Raw genomic sequence first — 17,549 nt, forward strand, 5'->3', positions numbered from 1 at the left:
ATGCCGGAGCGCAGTTGCGTCGATGCAAGAGCCCAGACCACCAGGTGTGCATGTCGCATCCACCTCTATGACGTGGGCGAGGGCGTGCAATGAGCGCACACAGGCCCGCGGCTGCCACTCCCGCTGCAGCCGCACCGTCAAAGCGCGAACGCTTCCTCTCACTGGATGTGTTCCGCGGCCTGACCATCTTCCTGATGATTCTGGTCAACACCGCAGGGCCGGGCGCTCAGGCGTACGCGCAGCTGACCCACGCGGCTTGGTTCGGCTTCACGCTGGCCGATCTGGTGTTTCCTTCGTTCCTGTTCGCGGTTGGGAGCGCGATGAGTTTTGCGCTGGCAACCAACACGCCGCATCTGCAGTTCCTCGGCCGTGTGAGCAGGCGCGCCGCGCTGATCCTGCTATGCGGTGTGCTGATGTACTGGTTTCCTTTTTTCCATCTGCAGCCAGATGGTGGATGGGCGTTCACGACGGTCGATCAACTTCGCCTGACCTGCGTATTGCAACGGATCGGCCTGTGCTACCTGGCGGCGGCATTGCTGGTGCGCTATCTGCCACCGCGCGGCATCGCGCCTGTCTGCTTAGCACTGCTGTTGGGCTATTGGGCGTTGTTGTACGCCTTCGGCCAACCTGGCGCGGAATTGAGCAAGACCGGCAATGCCGGCACTCGCCTGGATCTGTGGCTGTACGGGCGTGATCATCTGTACCGCAAGGACGGCGGCTTCGATCCTGAAGGCTTGCTCGGCACGCTGTCGGCCACGGTCAATGTGCTGGCCGGTTATCTGTGCGGGCGCTTCCTGCAGCGACATGGCAAGACCATTGCCAGCACGCGCAGCTTGTTGTTGGCGGGCGCAGGTCTGGTGCTGCTGGCGCTGCTCTGGGCACCGGCCTGGCCGTTGTCGAAGAAGCTCTGGAGCGGCTCGTTCGTCGCCTGCACGGTGGGCCTGGATCTGCTGGCGCTGGGTGCACTGGTATACCTGCTGGAATTGCGCGGCTGGACCGGCGGCAGCGGTTTCTTCACCGTCCTGGGGCGCAACCCGCTGGCGATCTACCTGTTCTCCGAATTGTTCGTGGTGGTGTTGCGGCTGATCCCGGCCGGAAGCTCCGGGCTGGACCTGTACGCCTGGGCCGGCATCGGCGTGTTCCAGACCATTGCGCCAGGACCACTCGGCTCGCTGCTGTGCGCGCTGAGCTACACGCTGATGTGCTGCGCGGTGGGTTGGTGGATGGATCGGCGGCGCTGGTACCTGCGGCTGTGATCGCATCGCCCATCCGGCGACGGGCCAGGGTGCAAAGCACTGACCAGCTCGGCCATGGCTGCACGATGCCCACCCGTGGCAGCGGTCAATGTGGCGCGGCCAGGCAATTCACGCGATTGCGTGCGTCGAGGTCGGCCGCGGCCTGATGCGCGTTGCGTAAATTGGTACTATATTGGACCTAACGAATCCCCGTCGGTCCGGAGGACAGGCAGTGGTCAAACCGAAAACCAACGCCAGGACGGACGACGATCCCAGGATGGACGCGCTGGCACTGGACGCGTCCGCGCCGACCCCGCTGTATCTGCAACTGGCCGCCAAGCTTACCGACGCCATCCGTGGCGGGCAGTGGAAGGCCGGCGAGGCGCTGCCGGCCGAGCGCCAGCTGTGCGAGCGGCTGCAGATCTCGCGGGTGACCCTGCGCCAGGCGGTGGATGTGCTGGTCGAACAAGGCCTGGTCTCGCGCCGGCAGGGCGCCGGCACCTTCGTCACCACGCAGATCCAGCATCAGCTCAGCGGCCTGACCAGTTTCAGCGAGACGCTGCGCATCAAGGGCTATGAGCCGGGCACGCGCTGGCTGGAGCGGCGGCTGCGCCCGGCGCATGGCGAAGAGATCCTGCGCCTGGGCCTGTCGCCGGATGCCGCGGTGGCCTCGCTGACGCGGCTGCGCAGTGCCGACGACCGGGTCATGGCCTACGAGCACGCGGTGTTGCCGCAACGCATCGTCGCCGACCCGCAGCAGATCGGCGATTCGCTCTACAGCTATCTGGATGCGCAGGGCACGCCGGTGGTGCGTGCCCTGCAGTACTTCCGCGCCATCAATCTGCCCGCGCGGCTGGCCGAACACCTGCGCATGAAGACCGGCGAGGCGATTTTGCATGTGGTGCGCGTGGGCTATGCCCGCGATGGCAGCGCGATCGAATTGACCGACACCTATTGCCACAACGACTTCTACGATTTCGTCGCCGAACTGCGCCGCTGACGCCAACGGCATTCCTTACGACAACCTCAGAGCCAGCCGATCCATGACTACCGCCAGGCCCGCAAACCCCGTTGTCTCGATCGCCATCGTCGGCGTGCTGTTTTTCATCATCGGCTTTTTCACCTGGATCAACGGGCCGCTGATCACCTTCGTGCGGCTGGCGTTCGACCTCAACGAGGTCAACGCATTCCTGGTGCTGATGGTGTTCTACCTGTCGTACTTCTTTCTGGCCTTGCCCTCGTCGTGGATTCTCAAGCGCACCGGCATGAAGAAAGGCCTGGCGCTGAGCCTGGTGGTGATGGCCGTGGGTGCAGCAGGCTTCGGCCAGTTCGCCACGCAGCGTTGGTATCCCGGCGCGCTGGGCGGCCTATTCGTCATCGGCAGCGGCCTGGCCTTGCTGCAGACGGCGATCAACCCGTACATCAGCATTCTCGGGCCGATCGAAAGTGCCGCGCGGCGTATCGCCTTGATGGGCATCTGCAACAAGATTGCCGGCATCCTGGCGCCGATCCTGATCGGCTCGCTGGTGCTGCACGGTATCGGCGACCTGTCCGCGCAGGTGGCCAGTGCCGATGCGACGACCAAGGAAACCTTGCTCACCGCCTTCGCCGCCAAGATTCACGCGCCGTATCTGGTGATGTCCGGCGTCCTGCTGTTGCTGGCCATTGGCGTGCTGTTCTCGCCATTGCCCGAGCTCAAGCCCTCCGAAGCCAACGCCACGCCGGGCGCGACCGGTGGCGTGCAGAAATCCAGCATCTTCCAGTTCCCGCACCTATGGCTGGGCGTGCTGTGCCTGTTCGTCTATGTGGGCGTGGAAGTGATGGCCGGCGATGCCATCGGCACCTACGGACACGGCTTCAATCTCCCGTTGGACAGCACCAAGATCTTCACCTCCTACACGCTGGGCGCGATGTTGCTGGGCTACATCGCCGGCCTGGTATTGATTCCGCGCGTGATCTCGCAGGCGCGTTACCTGAGCGTGTCGGCGGTGCTGGGCGTGCTGTTCTCGCTCGGTGCCTTGTTCACCCACGGCTACGTGTCGGTGGGCTTCGTCGCCGCGCTCGGCTTTGCCAACGCGATGATGTGGCCGGCGATCTTTCCGCTGGCCATTCGCGGACTGGGCCGGTTCACCGAAATCGGCTCGGCATTGCTGGTGATGGGCATCGCTGGCGGCGCGATCATTCCGCAGCTGTTCGCCATCCTCAAGCAGCACTACGACTTCCAGGTCGTGTTCGCTGCACTGATGGTGCCGTGCTATCTGTACATCCTGTTCTATTCGCTGCGCGGTCATCGCGTGGGCCTGCCGGCCCAGGCCAAGTGATCGCGGCGGCATGATGCGTTCCGACGGACAAGGTACATCCATGCGCAGGCCCACCATCAAAGATGTCGCCGAGCGCGCCAAGGTCTCGTTGAAGACCGTGTCGCGGGTGATCAACAACGAGCCATCGGTGATGCAGGCCACGCGTGCACGCGTGCTGCGCGCCATCGCCGATCTCGACTACGAACCCGATCCGTCCGCGCGCAATCTGCGCAGCGGCACGCCGTTCGTGATCGGCCTGGTATACGACAACCCCAACCCGTACCACATCATCGGCATTCAGAATGGCGTGCTGGCCGCGTGCCGCGAAACCGGCTTCGGCTTGCAGATCCATCCCTGCGATTCCACCTCGCCGTTGCTGGCCGAAGAACTGGCCGAATGGGTGCAGCGCTCGCGACTGGCCGGCGTGGTGTTGACCGCGCCGATGTCCGAGCGCCCGGAATTGCTGGCCGGTCTGGCCGCGCGCGGCATCAAGAGCGTGCGCATCATCGCCTCCACCGACGACCCCGGCGATGGCCCGTGCGTGTATATCGACGACCGCGATGCCGCGTATGAAATCACCGAGCACCTGATCCAGCTCGGCCATCAACGCATCGGCTTCCTGTGGGGCGGCCCGCAGCATCGCTCCAGCGGCGAACGTTACGCCGGCTATGAAGCGGCGTTGAAGGATTACGGCATCAGCCTGGACAAGCACCTGGTGATTCCCGGCGACTACACGTTCGACGATGGCTTCCGTGGCGCACGCCGGCTGTTGTCGTTGCGCGAGCCGCCCACCGCCATCTTCGGCAGCAACGACGAGATCGCTGCAGGCGTGCTGGCCGCGGCCAAGTCCACCGGCATGAACGTGCCGTATCAATTGTCGATCGCCGGGTTCGAAGACAGCCCGTTCTCGCGCCAGTCGTGGCCGGCACTGACCACTGCCAAGCAGGCCACCGACGACATCGCGCGGCATGCCGCACGCTTGTTGATCAGCCAGCTGCGCAGCGATGCCTACGACGACCAACCGGCGCAATTGCAGAGCCGCGGCTTCGTGCCGCAGTTGGTGGTGCGCGGCTCCACCGCGCCGGCGCCTGCGTCCACCGGCAAACCCCTTCCTCCTGAATCTGCCTGAGCCACGATGAGCCTTCCCTCCGAAACCGAGACCTTGATGTTCCGCGAAGCGGCGCAGACCGCCGATGTGGTCGCTGCACAGTTCGCACGTAATGCCGACACCATCGCCGCGCTTGTGCAATCGCTGCGCGAGACGCCGCCGCCGTTCGTGGTGACCTGCGCGCGCGGTAGCTCCGATCATGCGGCCACCTATGCCAAGTACCTGTTCGAAACCCAGCTCGGCATCGTCACCGCATCTGCGTCGCCGTCGGTGGGCTCGGTCTATGCAGCGCCGCTGCAACTGCGTGGCGCGCTGTACATCGTGATTTCGCAATCGGGCAAGAGCCCGGATCTGCTGCGTAATGCCGAAGCCGCCAAGGCTGCCGGCGCGCGCGTGGTCGCCCTGGTCAACGTGGAAGATTCGCCGCTGGCGCAACTGGCCGAGGTGGTGATTCCGCTGGGCGCAGGCCCGGAAAGAAGCGTGGCCGCCACCAAGAGTTATCTCGCTTCGCTGGCCGCGGTCCTGCATCTGGGCGCGGTGTGGAAGAACGACCCCGCCTTGCTTGCCGCGCTCGACGCATTGCCGCAGCAGTTGCGCAGCGCGTGGCAGGCCGATTGGTCCGCGCTCACCGCCGGTCTGGCGCCTGCGCACAATCTGTTCGTGCTCGGCCGCGGCCTGGGCCTGGGCGCAGCGCAGGAAGCGGCACTGAAGTTCAAGGAAACCTGCGGCCTGCACGCCGAAGCCTACAGCTCGGCCGAGGTCAAGCACGGGCCGATGGCCCTGGTGGGGCCGGGGTTCCCGGTGCTGGTCTTCGCACAGCCCGACGAAACCGGTGCCGGTACCCGCGCACTGGCCGAAGAATTCCGCGCGCGTGGCGCGCAGGTGTGGCTGGCCGCGCCCGGTGGCGATTTGCCGCTGGCAGAGGCCGCGCACCCGGCCTGTGCGCCGCTGTTGACCGTGCAGAGCTTCTATCGCGCGATCAATGCATTGGCATTGCAGCGCGGCAACAATCCCGATCTGCCGCCGCATCTGAACAAGGTCACGGAAACCGTCTGATCATGCACGCTCTCACGACTCAGGCACTGTGCAATGCACGTGTGCTCACCGACAACGGATTGCAGGACGGCCTGGTCGTGATGCTGGCTGGCACGCAGATCCAGGCGATCGTGCCGGCCGACGATGCGCGCGTTACGCAGGCCGATACGCGCCTGGACCTGGGTGGCGCCAGCTTGTTGCCGGGCTTTATCGACATCCAGGTCAATGGCGGCGGCGGCGTGTTGTTCAACAACGCACGCGACCCCCAGGCACTGGCCACGATCGCCGCCGCGCATCGTCGCTTCGGCACCACCGGCATGCTGCCAACCTTGATCAGCGACACCGCTGAGGTGATGGCCGAAGCGATCGATGCCACTCGCCAGGCCATCGCGCAAGGCGTACCCGGCGTGCTCGGCATCCATCTGGAGGGCCCGTACCTGAGTCCTGCGCGCAAGGGCACGCACGACGCGGACAAGTTCCGCGTACCGGACGCGCACGAGATTGCCGTCGATACCTCATTGGACAATGGCGTCACCTTGATCACGCTCGCACCCGAGCGCGTTCCGCTGGACGATATCCGTGCCTTCGTTGCCGGCGGCGCGCTCGTGTTCGCCGGCCACACTGCGGCCACCTACGAGCAGGCACGCGATGGCATTGCCGCCGGCGTCAGCGGCTTCACGCACGTGTACAACGCGATGTCGCAGCTGGCTGGCCGCGAACCCAATGCGGTGGGCGCGGCACTGGAAGACCCGACGATTTGGTGCGGCGTCATCGTCGACGGCGTGCACGTGCATCCGGCCAGCTTGCGTGTGGCGCTCGCGGCCAAGCCACGCGGCAAGTTGCTGCTGGTCACCGACGCCATGCCGATGGTCGGCAGCGAAAGCGCCAGCTTCGATCTCTACGGCGAAACCATCACCGCCGTGGACGGCGTGGTGCGAAATGCCGATGGTGCACTGGCCGGCTCCGCATTGGACATGGCCACCGCCGTGCGCAACAGCGTGCGCTGGCTGGGCGTGGACCTGGCCGAAGCCGCGCGCATGGCTTCTACCTACCCCGCGCAATGCATTGGCCTGGGCGAACGCCTGGGACGCATCGCCCCCGGCTACCAAGCCGATCTGGTGCTGGTGGATGACGATGTGCAGGTGTTGAGCACGTGGGTGGCTGGGCAGCGCGACTAAGCGCCGCCGCCCACACGCCTGCGTCGCCGCAGCGGAACGCGGCCGGTGCTCGGAGCGGCACGACCACCGGTCCGCTGCCGCTGCCGTGCGCTGACCGTGCCCAGGTAACTGCTGCTTGAGACCTATCTTGGCCGGCCAACGTATCGTGCGCGCCGCATTGCGTGATGCGGCGCGCGCGTTGCGTTTGATCCTTGAAATGCAGGGACATGCAGCGGCCCATGCAGTGAGTCGTCGCATGTCGCATGCTTCGCCTTCACCCAACAAACGCGCTGGTCGCCGCCGGCACGTGATGTACAGGTGTTGTTGCCGGACCGACGGAACTGCACCGGACGCTGGCACCGTGCACGCCCTGCGGCAGCGATGAAACCAGTCCCACGGTGGACAGGTTGTTGTCTAACCCGACACGCGTGCAACGGCCATCGGCCATCGGGCGACAGCGCAGCGTTCCAACCTGCGCAAGTTTATGCGCATCATCCACGCGCGCATGCGCAGCACACTTCGCGTGCGCAGGTACTTTGCGTCGCAACATTCGGGTGCGCCACCGTGTGCGAACAGGGCATAGGGCGCAGTGGTCTGCATCGACGCCAAGGGCAGTGAGACAACGATCACGCCATCATCCCGATATCTGCAGGGAAGGCGTTGTTTAGCGCATAAAAATGGACGTATGCAGCAACGGGTTGACACTACAAGCCACGGAAGGCACCTTCGCTGGTAACGTTCTCAGCGAAGAAGCATCTGCTCGACGTTCGAGAAGACGATAACCGGCCGTTGTCCCAGTGGTCGGCTTTTACCCGCATGTCGTCATGCAATGCGGGTGGCTGTTCGTATCCGGCACAGGGGACGGATCACGGGCATGGCACGCGCGTCGCGCGCCGTTGTGCAACCAGACGGTTGCCATCCGACATCAGTGATGAGGTCCACGCAATGCTGTTTTCCCGTCTGTTCGCTTTGTCCCCTTGTGTTCCGGTATCTGCGTCCGTCGACCCACTGCGCCGCTCACCATTGAGCGCGGCTGTCAGGCGTCTGCTCATAGGTGGCGCCAGCTTGGCCTGCGTCGCAAGCCTTCCCGCATTTGCGCAGGAGCAGCCCGCACCCGCGCAGCAACAGACACCACCACAAACCGATCCCTCGGTTTCCACCCTGGACGAAATCAAGGTGGTGGGTTACCAGGCCAGCCTGGGCAAGGCGCTCAACGTCAAGCGCAACGCCGATGCGATCGTCGACGCGATCAGCGCCGAAGACATCGGCAAGTTTCCAGATACCAATGTCGCCGAATCGCTGTCGCGGTTGTCCGGTATCACCGTGGACAGGCAGTTCGGCGAAGGCGAAAAAGTCAGCATCCTGGGCACCGATCCGGCGCTCAACCGTGTGCTGCTCAACGGCCAGACCATTGCATCGACCAGTTGGGGCGGCGACCCCAACGACCCGGACAGCCGCTCGTTCAACTACAGCACCCTGGCGCCGGAAGTGGTCGGCTTGATGGAGGTCTACAAGACGCCCGAAGCGCGCATCGACGAGGGTTCCATCGGCGGCACCGTGATCGTGCATACGCGCAAACCGCTGGATCTGGATCGCAATACGCTCACCGGGACCGTGAGCTATGGCTACAACGATCGCTCCGACGAAGGCAAGCCGAATGCCTCGGCGCTGTATAGCTGGAAGAATCAGGACCAAACCCTGGGCGTGCTTACCTCGGTGATGCATTCGCAGCGTGTCCTGCGCCGCGACGGCGTTGAAATTTTCGGCTACGACAATGTGCAGGGCGCCGGGTTTCCGCCGGGTGTGGTCGGCAACAACACCGGCGTGTTTCCGACGTCGATCAACACGGCGTTGTTCCAGCAAACGCGCAAGCGCGACGGTGTCAGCGCGGCGCTGCAGTGGAAGCCGGACAGCGATTTCGAGCTCAATCTGACTGGCCTGTATGTCAAGGAAAGCTTCGATAACTACAACCAGAGCCGCTACGGTTACTGGGGCTCGACGCCGGGCGATGCGCAGGCCTTGGGCTTCGAGAACGGTATCGCCACCTCGGGTACCTTCGGCGACCAGTCCAACACCTATCTCGACGGCTATCTGCGCAATAGCCAGGTCAGCACCGGCAGCATCCACCTGCGCACCGACTGGCATGGCGATGGGTGGAACGCCTCCAGCCAGGTGGGTTACACCAGTTCGCAAGGCGGCGCCGAGCGTATCTACGGCATCCAGTTCCGCAATCTGGCCGGCTACAGCTACACCATCGACGGGCGCCGTACCGCGATGGACTACAGCACCGATCCCACCAATGCGGCGGCGATGCAGCTCAACAACGCCTCGGCCAGTCACAGCCCGCAGTACGACAAGGAGCGCTATCTGCAGCTGGATTTCGATCATGCGGTGGAGTGGGGGCCGTTTACGCAGATCCTCACCGGCATCAAGCTCACCAATCACGCCGCCGGGCAATCGTCCTACAGCCGTACCTGGACCCCGAACGATGGCAGCACGCTGGCGGCATTCTCGCCGGGCACCACGCCCTCGGGCTATCTGGATGGGCTGTCGACCAGCGCCGACATGCAACGCTGGTCGACCATCGACAGCGGTGCGATCAGCCGGTATATCAGCGGACTGGAAGGCGACGACGGTCTGCCGATCAGCTATGCCGGCAACTACAGCATCGAGGAGCAGAACCGTGCGTGGTTCCTGCAAGGCAACTTCTCCGGCGAGCGGTATCGCGGCAACATCGGCGTGCGCTATGTGCATTCGCGCGATTCAACAGATGGCTTCAGCTATGCGCCGGGTGGCGGTTACACGCCGGTCAACTTTCTCAGCAGCTACGGCAAATGGTTGCCTTCGTTCAATATCGCCTACGACCTGCGCGACGACCTGATGCTGCGATTTGCCGCCTCCAAAGTGATCGCGCGGCCGCGCTACACCAACATGACGCCGTACGTGGCCACCGACGACACCACGCTGACGGCGTCGACCGGCAACCCAGGACTGAGCCCGTACGAGTCGACCAACCTCGGTGCATCGCTGGAGTGGTATTTCTCCGACAGCAGCCTGCTCAGCGGCGAATTCTTCTCGCGCGACATCTCCAACTACATCCTGACCACGGTGCAGGATCGTGTGTTCTTCAATAACGCCACCGGCGGCTCGAGCACCTACCAGACATCGGTACCTACCAACGCCGGCGATGCCAGGGTGCGCGGTGTTGCGCTCAATCTGCAGCACAATTTCGGCAATGGCTTCGGCGTGGTGGCCAACTACACCTATTCCGATTCCAAGACCGACGGCGATTACAGCCTGCCGTACAACTCGCGCAATGCCTACAACGTCAGCCCGTACTACGAACAAGGCAAGTGGAGCGCACGGGTGAATCTGGGTTGGCGCTCGGAATACTTCACCCAGATTGGCAGGCTCAACGGGCAGCAGATGACCGACGCGTTTACGCAAGTCGATGCGTCATTCGGCTACCAGGCCACCGAGCGACTGCGCGTGGCGCTGGAAGCCACCAACCTGCTGGACGAAACCTACTTCAGTTACATCGGCAACAAGAACCAGCCGTACTACATCTACAAGAACGGTCGCTCTTTCATGTTGAGCCTGAATTTCAAGCTGTAATGCCCGGCCAGGGCGGCTGCTTTGTGCAGCCGCCTTTATCTCGTGGCGGACAACTAGACTCGCTTGAGTTCCTGGCTTCGAAGGGCAGATTCCGTCAGCCGTGCGGTTCGCTGCAATGTCGCTCTTTCTAACGTTGCCGCATCCTGTTGCATGCAGAAAACGGTGCGCGCGAGACGTCGCTATGCACCAGTGTTTCGCGCTGCCGCAATCGCGGCAATGCGCGCCTTCGTCAGTGCCTCGCCGATCTGCGGCCCTTGCAGACCCTCGGCCGCCAGATCCCGCGCATTGATCGCCAGTGCGGCGGCGTGCAGCCGTTTGAGCGCTTCGCCCTGCGGGTACGCGGCTTCTTCACTGCCCAGACGGCCACGCTTGTCTGCTTCGCAGACCAGTGCCAGCTGCGCGATACGCTCCGGCCGGCGAAACGCATCGCAGCGCACCAGCAGCTCGTGCAGGGTGCGGTCGCGGAGCTCGGCCAGGCGATGCACGTTCAAGTGTTCGCGGCAGGCGATGATGGCAAGTTGCCGAAAGTCCTGCGGCACCTTGAGCCGCTCGCACAGCGCCTGCAATGGCGCAACGCCGCGTTGCTCGTGCATGACATGTCGCGGCCATTGCGCTTGCGGCGTGAGCGCCTTACCCAGGTCGTGGGTCAGTGCAGCAAAGCCCACCAGCGCATCGCCGGGCGCCAGACGTGCCGCTATATCGCTGACCATTTCCTGGTGAATGCCCGTGTCGACCTCCGGATGGAAATCGGCGCGCTGCGGCACGCCGTACAGCGCATCGACTTCCGGCAGGATGACGCGCAGCGCATCGGCATCGTGCAGCGTGCGCAGGAACGCCGAGGGCTGCGCGCAACTCAATGCGCGCCGCAGCTCCTGCCACACGCGCTCCGGCACCAGGCTGTCGAGTTCGCCGCCGGCGGCCATGTCCCGCATCAATGCCGCAGTTTCAGCAGCGAGCGAAAAGCCCAGCGGGGCCAGCCGCGCCATGAAGCGCGCGGCACGCAATACACGCACAGGATCTTCGATGAACGCCGGACCGACATGCCGCAATACGCGCGCCTGCAGATCACGCACACCGTTGTACGGGTCGAACAATTGGCCCGTGTCCTCATCGCGCGCGATCGCGTTGATGGTGAAGTCGCGGCGCAGCAGGTCTTCTTCCAGGGTCACCGATGGGTCGGCGTCCACCACGAAGCCGCGATATCCGCGGCCGGATTTGCGCTCGGTACGCGCCAGTGCGTATTCCTCGCCACTGCGCGGGTGCAGAAACACCGGGAAATCCTTGCCGACCGGCTTGAACCCCTGCGCCTCCATCTGCGCCTGATCGGCGCCGACCACCACCCAGTCGCGGTCGCCAGCCGGCTGCTCAAGCAATGCATCGCGGACTGCGCCGCCAACAAGATAGATCTTCATCAGCGCATGATGCCCGAGCAATCATGCGCCTGTCTGTGCGCTCTCCCGGCTGCTTGCGGGACCATTGGCGGCGTGGACGCCGCTAACGCGCTCATGGACGGGTTCACGGTACATGCCAAAGGGTTAGCGCACCGCACGCTCGACCCGTAGAAAAGTCACCCGCGCACAGGGGCATCGCCGGCAATGTAGTAATCGGCGGTACTGCGCGGCAATGGGGTACGACCGCGAACGCGGTCGGCGATTTTCTCGGCAATCATGATGGTGGTGGCGTTGAGGTTGCCAGTGATGATGCGCGGCATGATCGAGGCGTCGATCACGCGCAGACCCTCCATGCCGTGCACCCGGCCCTGGCCGTCGACTACCGCCATGGCGTCGGTGCCCATCGCGCAGGAGCAGGAGGGGTGATAGGCGGTTTCTGCGCGAGAGCGGACGAATGCGTCCAGCTCCGCATCGGTCTTGCAGTCCGCACTGGGGCTGATCTCGCGGCCGCGGTAAGCGTCTAGCGCCGGTTGCGCGATGATCTCGCGGGTGATGCGGATCGCGTCGCGGAATTCCTGCCAGTCCTGGTCGGTGGATTGGTAGTTGAACAGGATCGAAGGATGCTGGCGCGGGTCGCGCGACTTGGCGTGCACACGCCCGCGGCTGGGTGTGCGCATCGAGCCGACGTGCGCTTGGAAGCCGTGCTCCTTGACCGCATTGCTGCCGTTGTAATTGATGGCAACCGGAAGGAAGTGGTACTGGATGTTGGGCCAGTCGAATTCCTCGCGCGTGCGGATGAAGCCGCCGGCTTCGAACTGATTGCTGGCGCCGGTACCGGTGCCGGCGAACAACCATTGCGCGCCGATCGCCGGCTGGTTCCACCATTGCAGTGCCGGATACAGCGAGACCGGTTTGGTGCACGCATACTGGATATACACCTCCAGGTGGTCCTGCAGATTCTGGCCCACACCGGGCAGATCGTGCACCAGTTGCACATCGAGGGCGCGCAGCAGATCGGGTGCGCCCACGCCGGAGCGTTGCAGCAGCTGCGGCGAGGCGATCGCACCTGCGCACACCAGCACTTCGCGGCGCGCATGCGCATCGATTCCTTCGCTGCTGTTGCCCACCAGGTAATGCACGCCGATGGCGCGCTTGCCTGCAAACAAAATGCGATCGGTGGTGGCGTGGGTGACGATATGCAGGCCATCGCGCGGCTTGGCCATGTCCAGGTAGCCGCGCGCGGTGCTGGCGCGGCGCCCGCGTGGCGTCACCGTGCGGTCCATCGGTCCGAAGCCTTCCTGCTGGTAGCCGTTGAGATCGCCGGTGCGCGGGTAGCCCGCCTGTACGCCTGCCTCGACCATGGCATGGAACAACACGTTGTTGTCGTTCTTCGGCGTTGCCACGCTCACCGGACCGTCGCCACCGTGATAGTCGTTGGCGCCGATATCGCGCGTCTCTGCCTTGCGGAAGTACGGCAGCACATCGCGGTAGCTCCAGTCCTCCAGGCCGGGGCGCTTGGCCCAATGATCGAAGTCGAGCGCATTGCCGCGGATGTAGCACATGCCGTTGATCAGCGACGAGCCGCCCAGGCCCTTGCCGCGACCGCATTCCATGCGCCGGTTGTCCATGTAGGGTTCCGGCTCGGTTTCATAGGCCCAGTTGTAGCGGCGCCCCTGCAACGGGAAGGCCAATGCTGCCGGCATCTGCGTGCGGAAATCCACCCGGTAATCCGGCCCGCCCGCTTCGAGCAGCAGCACGGTCACGCCGGGATCTTCGGTCAGGCGTGCCGCCAGCACGTTGCCTGCCGAGCCGGCACCGATGATGATGTAGTCGTATTCGCGTTGCATGGTGTTCTCCTGATGCGGTAACGGTGCGGTGGCGATCGAGGCGGATGGCGCAGACGCGGGCGTGCGCGCGGGAAGCGATCGCGTCGCTGCCGCCGCGCCTGCCAGCGCCGGCTCCCCGCCCTCAGAACACCGACGCGTAACGTTCCAGTTCGATCTGGACCGATTTGGTGCGCGTGTAGGCCTGCAAGGTCGCCAAACCGTTTTCGCGCCCCACGCCCGACTGCTTGTAGCCGCCCACCGGCATCGGGGCCGGCGACTCGCCCCAGGTGTTGACCCAGCAGATGCCCGCTTCCAGGCGATGGATCAGCCGGTGTGCACGCGCCAGGTCCGGCGTGACCACGCCTGCAGCCAGCCCATACGTGGTGGCGTTGGCGCGCGTCACCGCTTCGTCTTCGTCGTCGTAGGTGAGCAGGCTCAAGACCGGTCCGAAGATTTCCTCGCGCACGATGGTCATCACATCGGTGCAATCGCTGAAGATGGTCGGCGCCACGTAATAGCCTTGCACCAGTGCGCCATCTTGCAGGCGCTCGCCGCCGCATAGAAGACGTGCGCCTTCTGCCTTGCCCTGTTCGATATGCTCCAGCACGCGCTGCATATGCGCGGCGCTGGCCAGCGGACCGAAGGTGGTGCGCTCATCGAGCGGGTCGCCGATATGGATCCGTTGCACGCGGGCCAGCAGGCGCGCTTCGAATGCGTGACGCAAGGCGCGCGGCACGAACACGCGCGTGCCGTTGGTGCACACCTGCCCGGAGCTGTAGAAGTTGGCCATCATGGCGATGTCGGCAGCCACGTCCAGATCGGCATCGGCGCAGACAATCAGCGGCGACTTGCCGCCCAGTTCCATGGTCACCTCCTTCAGCGACGAACTCGATGCGCTGGCCATCACCTTGCGGCCGGTGGCGGTGCCGCCGGTGAAACTGATCTTTTCGATCTGCGGATGCTCGGTGAGCGCAGTGCCCACGCTGGCGCCATCGCCGGGCAACACGTTGAACACGCCATCGGGCAGGCCGGCCTCGGTAAAGATTTCGGCCAGTTTCAGCGCGGTGAGCGGGGTGACTTCGCTGGGTTTGAAGATCATCGCGTTACCGGCGGCCAGGGCGGGCGCGGCTTTCCACAGTGCGATCTGGATGGGGTAATTCCACGCGCCGATCGCACCCACAACGCCCAGCGGTTCGTGGCGCGTGTAGAAGAAGCTGCCTTCGCGCAGGGGCACTTGCGCACCCTGCAGCGCCTGCGCAACGCCAGCGTAATACTCCAGTACGTCGGCACCGGTGACCACATCGACGCTGCGTGTCTCGCTCAGCGGCTTGCCGGTGTTGAGCGTTTCCAATTGCGCCAGTGCATCGTTGCGTTCGCGTAGCAACGCCACCGCACGCAGCAGAATGCGCGAGCGCTCCACCGTCGTCAGGGCTGCCCATCGTTGCTGGCCTGCCTTCGCGCTATCGACGGCGGCATCCAGATCGTCGACGCCGGCGTTGTGCACGTTGGCCAGCACCTCGCCGGTAGCGGGGTTGACCACTTCGAGCGTGTGGCCGCCGCGGGCGGGAACATAACGGCCGCCGATATACAGCAACTGGTCGGGGAAACGTGGCATGACAAACCTCCTGTGGGACGGTCGCCGCAGCGACGCACCTTTAGCGGGTGAGATGCAGAAACTGCAGGTGACGTTCGTATTGATCGATGATGTCGTTGATGATCTGTTCGCGGCTGTAGCCCACCAGGTCGTAGTCCTGGCTGCCTTCGTACAGGTAGACCTCGGCGCGGTAGTAGCGCTGGTTACGGAAGCGCTGCGCGGCAAACGACGGAGTGAGATACCCGCGCATCACGATTTGATAGCGGAAGCCCTGCTGTTCGCCGTGATCGACGCTGATTTCCATGTCGCCGTCGTCGATGCGGCTGCTCACCTTCCAGCCTTCCTCTTGCAGTTGTGCGGTGACCGCTTCGATCGCCGGGCGCACCTGGTCGTGCATGAAGCGATACACCTCATCGCGCGCCGGGAAGTGCATCGCCTGGCCCAACCGCTGACGCCAGCCGCCGTGATGGCGTGATTGCCCGATCAACGGGCTGGGGCTGTAAAGCTGCGCGCGTTTGCGCTGCGATTCTTCGCTGAGTGCGCGCGACAGGCCCCAGGCCATCAGCAGCAGCACTGCAGAGAATGGCAGCGAGGCCAGCACCACCGCCGATTTCAGTGCGTCCATGCTGCCGGCCAGCAACAGGCCTGCCGTGACCACGGCAGTGAGTACGCCCCAGAACACACGTAGCCAGCGCGGGCCGTCGTCGTGCGGTTCACCGCCGTGAGAGGAGAGCGTGGACAACACCACCGTGCCGGAATCGGCGGAGGTCACGAAGAACACGAAACTGATCGCCACCGTGACCGTGATGACCGTGCGGCTCCACGGGTAACGCTGCAGCAACGCATACAACACGGTCTGCGGCGCATCGATGGCCTGCTGCGCCCATGCTGTCTGGCCGTGATGCAGCAGCTGATCCAGCGCGCTGTTGCCGAAGATCGACAGCCATGCCAGCGTAAACCCGAGCGGGATCAGCAACACCCCCAACACGAATTCGCGAATGGTGCGGCCGCGCGAGATGCGCGCGATGAACAGCCCGACGAAGGGCGCCCAACCGATCCACCAGGCCCAATAGAACACCGTCCAGTCGCCCAGCCAATCGGCGCGGCCACCATAGGCATACACGTCGAAACTCTTGTTGACCACGCTGCCCAGGTAGTCGCCCAGGTTTTGCATCAGCGCATTGAGCAGGTACTGCGTCGGGCCGGCGAACAGCATGAACAACAGCAGCGCCATGGCCAGCAGCATGTTGATGTCCGACATCCAGCGCACGCCTTTTTCGACGCCGGAGACCGCCACCACAATGGCCGCGCCCATCATCGCCACGATCAGCGCCACCTGCACCCAGTGCGTATGCGGCACGTCCATCAAGGTGCTCAGGCCGGCGTTGAGATGCAGCACGCCAAAGCCCATGTCAGCGCCCAGGCCGAACACGGTGGCCACGATGCCCAGCGCATCCACGGTGTAGCCGATCGGCCCATTGATGCGTTTGCCGATCAGCGGATACAACGCCGATCGCAGCGCCAGCGGCAGGTTGTGGCGGAAGGCGAAATACGCCAGCGCCATGGCCGCCAGCGCGAACACGCCCCAACCATGCAGGCCCCAATGCAGGAACAGCAGCTGCATCGCCTGGCGTGCGGAGGCTTCGCCACTGCCGGTGCCGCCCTGTGGCGGTTGCAGATAATGCGTAAGCGGCTCGGAAACGCAGAAGAAGAACAGCGTGATGCTGATGCCCGCGGCGAACAGCATGCCGGCCCAGGAGAGGTAACTGAATTCCGGCTCGTCGTGATCGGCGCCGAGCTTGATGTTGCCGTAGCTGGACAGGGCCGTGGCCAGCACGAACACCAGATACAGCGTCGTCGCCAGCAGGTAGTACCAGCCGACATTGCGCGACGCCCAGGTCTGCGCATCCAGCAGCACACGTCCTGATTCCAGCGGAAACAACGACACCAGCAAGGCAAACGTGCACACGACAGTGGCAGCCAGTACGAACACCGGGCGCAGGGTGCGTACCGGCAAGATGTGCGGCGCTGTCGCACTCATGGCGACACACTCATACGCTGCATATCACGTGCTGCGCTCCCAACGAAAAACCGCCTGCGTTATCGCACAGGCGGTGTCGAGGGGGCGTCAGCGGTCGAGTTCGCCAATGCGAACCGGGCGTCACTTTTCCGGTTGTTCGGAGTGGCCGACAAAACGTGGCGAGCAGCCGTTAGGTGGGTGTGGGCGGCGCGCTCAGAACTGGAGTGGACGAGTGATACAAGAGGATTCCGAGCACCGGCCGCGCCCG

11 protein-coding genes and 1 other RNA gene are annotated in these 17,549 nt (G+C 64.4%); 7 read left to right on the forward strand and 5 right to left on the reverse strand.

Features of this window, described 5'->3' with window-relative positions:
• The first annotated feature begins 89 nt into the window (after positions 1-89).
• From AMD14_RS04150 to AMD14_RS04180, 7 genes are all read left to right on the forward strand, one after another.
• A complete protein-coding gene (locus AMD14_RS04150) occupies positions 90-1,256 on the forward strand; it encodes an acyltransferase family protein (RefSeq protein WP_011050496.1) in 1,167 nt (388 codons plus the stop codon).
• 256 nt (positions 1,257-1,512) lie between these two features.
• Positions 1,513-2,235, forward strand: coding sequence for a GntR family transcriptional regulator (locus AMD14_RS04155; RefSeq protein ID WP_005925199.1), 723 nt, complete (start codon positions 1,513-1,515; stop codon positions 2,233-2,235).
• Positions 2,236-2,278: 43 nt separating this feature from the next.
• On the forward strand, positions 2,279-3,556 hold the full coding sequence (locus tag AMD14_RS04160; protein ID WP_003482635.1) for a sugar MFS transporter: 1,278 nt from the start codon (positions 2,279-2,281) through the stop codon (positions 3,554-3,556).
• A 40-nt stretch (positions 3,557-3,596) separates the two neighbouring features.
• Positions 3,597-4,664 (forward strand): LacI family DNA-binding transcriptional regulator, encoded by a 1,068-nt coding sequence (locus AMD14_RS04165; RefSeq protein ID WP_003482633.1) that lies wholly within the window; start codon positions 3,597-3,599, stop codon positions 4,662-4,664.
• A gap of 6 nt (positions 4,665-4,670) precedes the next feature.
• Positions 4,671-5,699: an SIS domain-containing protein gene (locus AMD14_RS04170; RefSeq protein WP_003482628.1), complete on the forward strand. Its 1,029-nt coding sequence runs from the start codon at positions 4,671-4,673 to the stop codon at positions 5,697-5,699.
• 2 nt (positions 5,700-5,701) lie between these two features.
• Positions 5,702-6,856, forward strand: coding sequence for an N-acetylglucosamine-6-phosphate deacetylase (nagA, locus tag AMD14_RS04175; RefSeq protein WP_011050497.1), 1,155 nt, complete (start codon positions 5,702-5,704; stop codon positions 6,854-6,856).
• A gap of 924 nt (positions 6,857-7,780) precedes the next feature.
• Complete coding sequence (locus AMD14_RS04180) at positions 7,781-10,450, forward strand: TonB-dependent receptor (RefSeq protein ID WP_040107573.1); 2,670 nt, start codon at positions 7,781-7,783, stop codon at positions 10,448-10,450.
• Between the two features lie 179 nt (positions 10,451-10,629).
• Here AMD14_RS04180 and AMD14_RS04185 read toward each other — a convergent pair whose 3' ends face one another.
• The 5 genes from AMD14_RS04185 to AMD14_RS22770 all read right to left on the reverse strand — a co-directional run bounded on the left by AMD14_RS04185 (position 10,630) and on the right by AMD14_RS22770 (position 17,522).
• The gene (locus AMD14_RS04185) at positions 10,630-11,862 is read right to left on the reverse strand and encodes a multifunctional CCA addition/repair protein (RefSeq protein WP_003482622.1); all 1,233 of its coding nucleotides are present in this window, start codon (positions 11,860-11,862) and stop codon (positions 10,630-10,632) included.
• A gap of 155 nt (positions 11,863-12,017) precedes the next feature.
• Positions 12,018-13,688: a choline dehydrogenase gene (gene betA / locus AMD14_RS04190; protein WP_011050499.1), complete on the reverse strand. Its 1,671-nt coding sequence runs from the start codon at positions 13,686-13,688 to the stop codon at positions 12,018-12,020.
• 121 nt (positions 13,689-13,809) lie between these two features.
• The gene (betB, locus tag AMD14_RS04195; protein WP_011050500.1) at positions 13,810-15,282 is read right to left on the reverse strand and encodes a betaine-aldehyde dehydrogenase; all 1,473 of its coding nucleotides are present in this window, start codon (positions 15,280-15,282) and stop codon (positions 13,810-13,812) included.
• Positions 15,283-15,322: 40 nt separating this feature from the next.
• The gene (gene betT / locus AMD14_RS04200; RefSeq protein WP_005925222.1) at positions 15,323-17,302 is read right to left on the reverse strand and encodes a choline BCCT transporter BetT; all 1,980 of its coding nucleotides are present in this window, start codon (positions 17,300-17,302) and stop codon (positions 15,323-15,325) included.
• 143 nt (positions 17,303-17,445) lie between these two features.
• Positions 17,446-17,522: non-coding RNA, sX9 sRNA (locus AMD14_RS22770), on the reverse strand.
• Between the last annotated feature and the right edge of the window lie 27 nt (positions 17,523-17,549).

The organism is Xanthomonas citri pv. citri (assembly GCF_000961215.1).
GTDB lineage: Bacteria > Pseudomonadota > Gammaproteobacteria > Xanthomonadales > Xanthomonadaceae > Xanthomonas > Xanthomonas cissicola.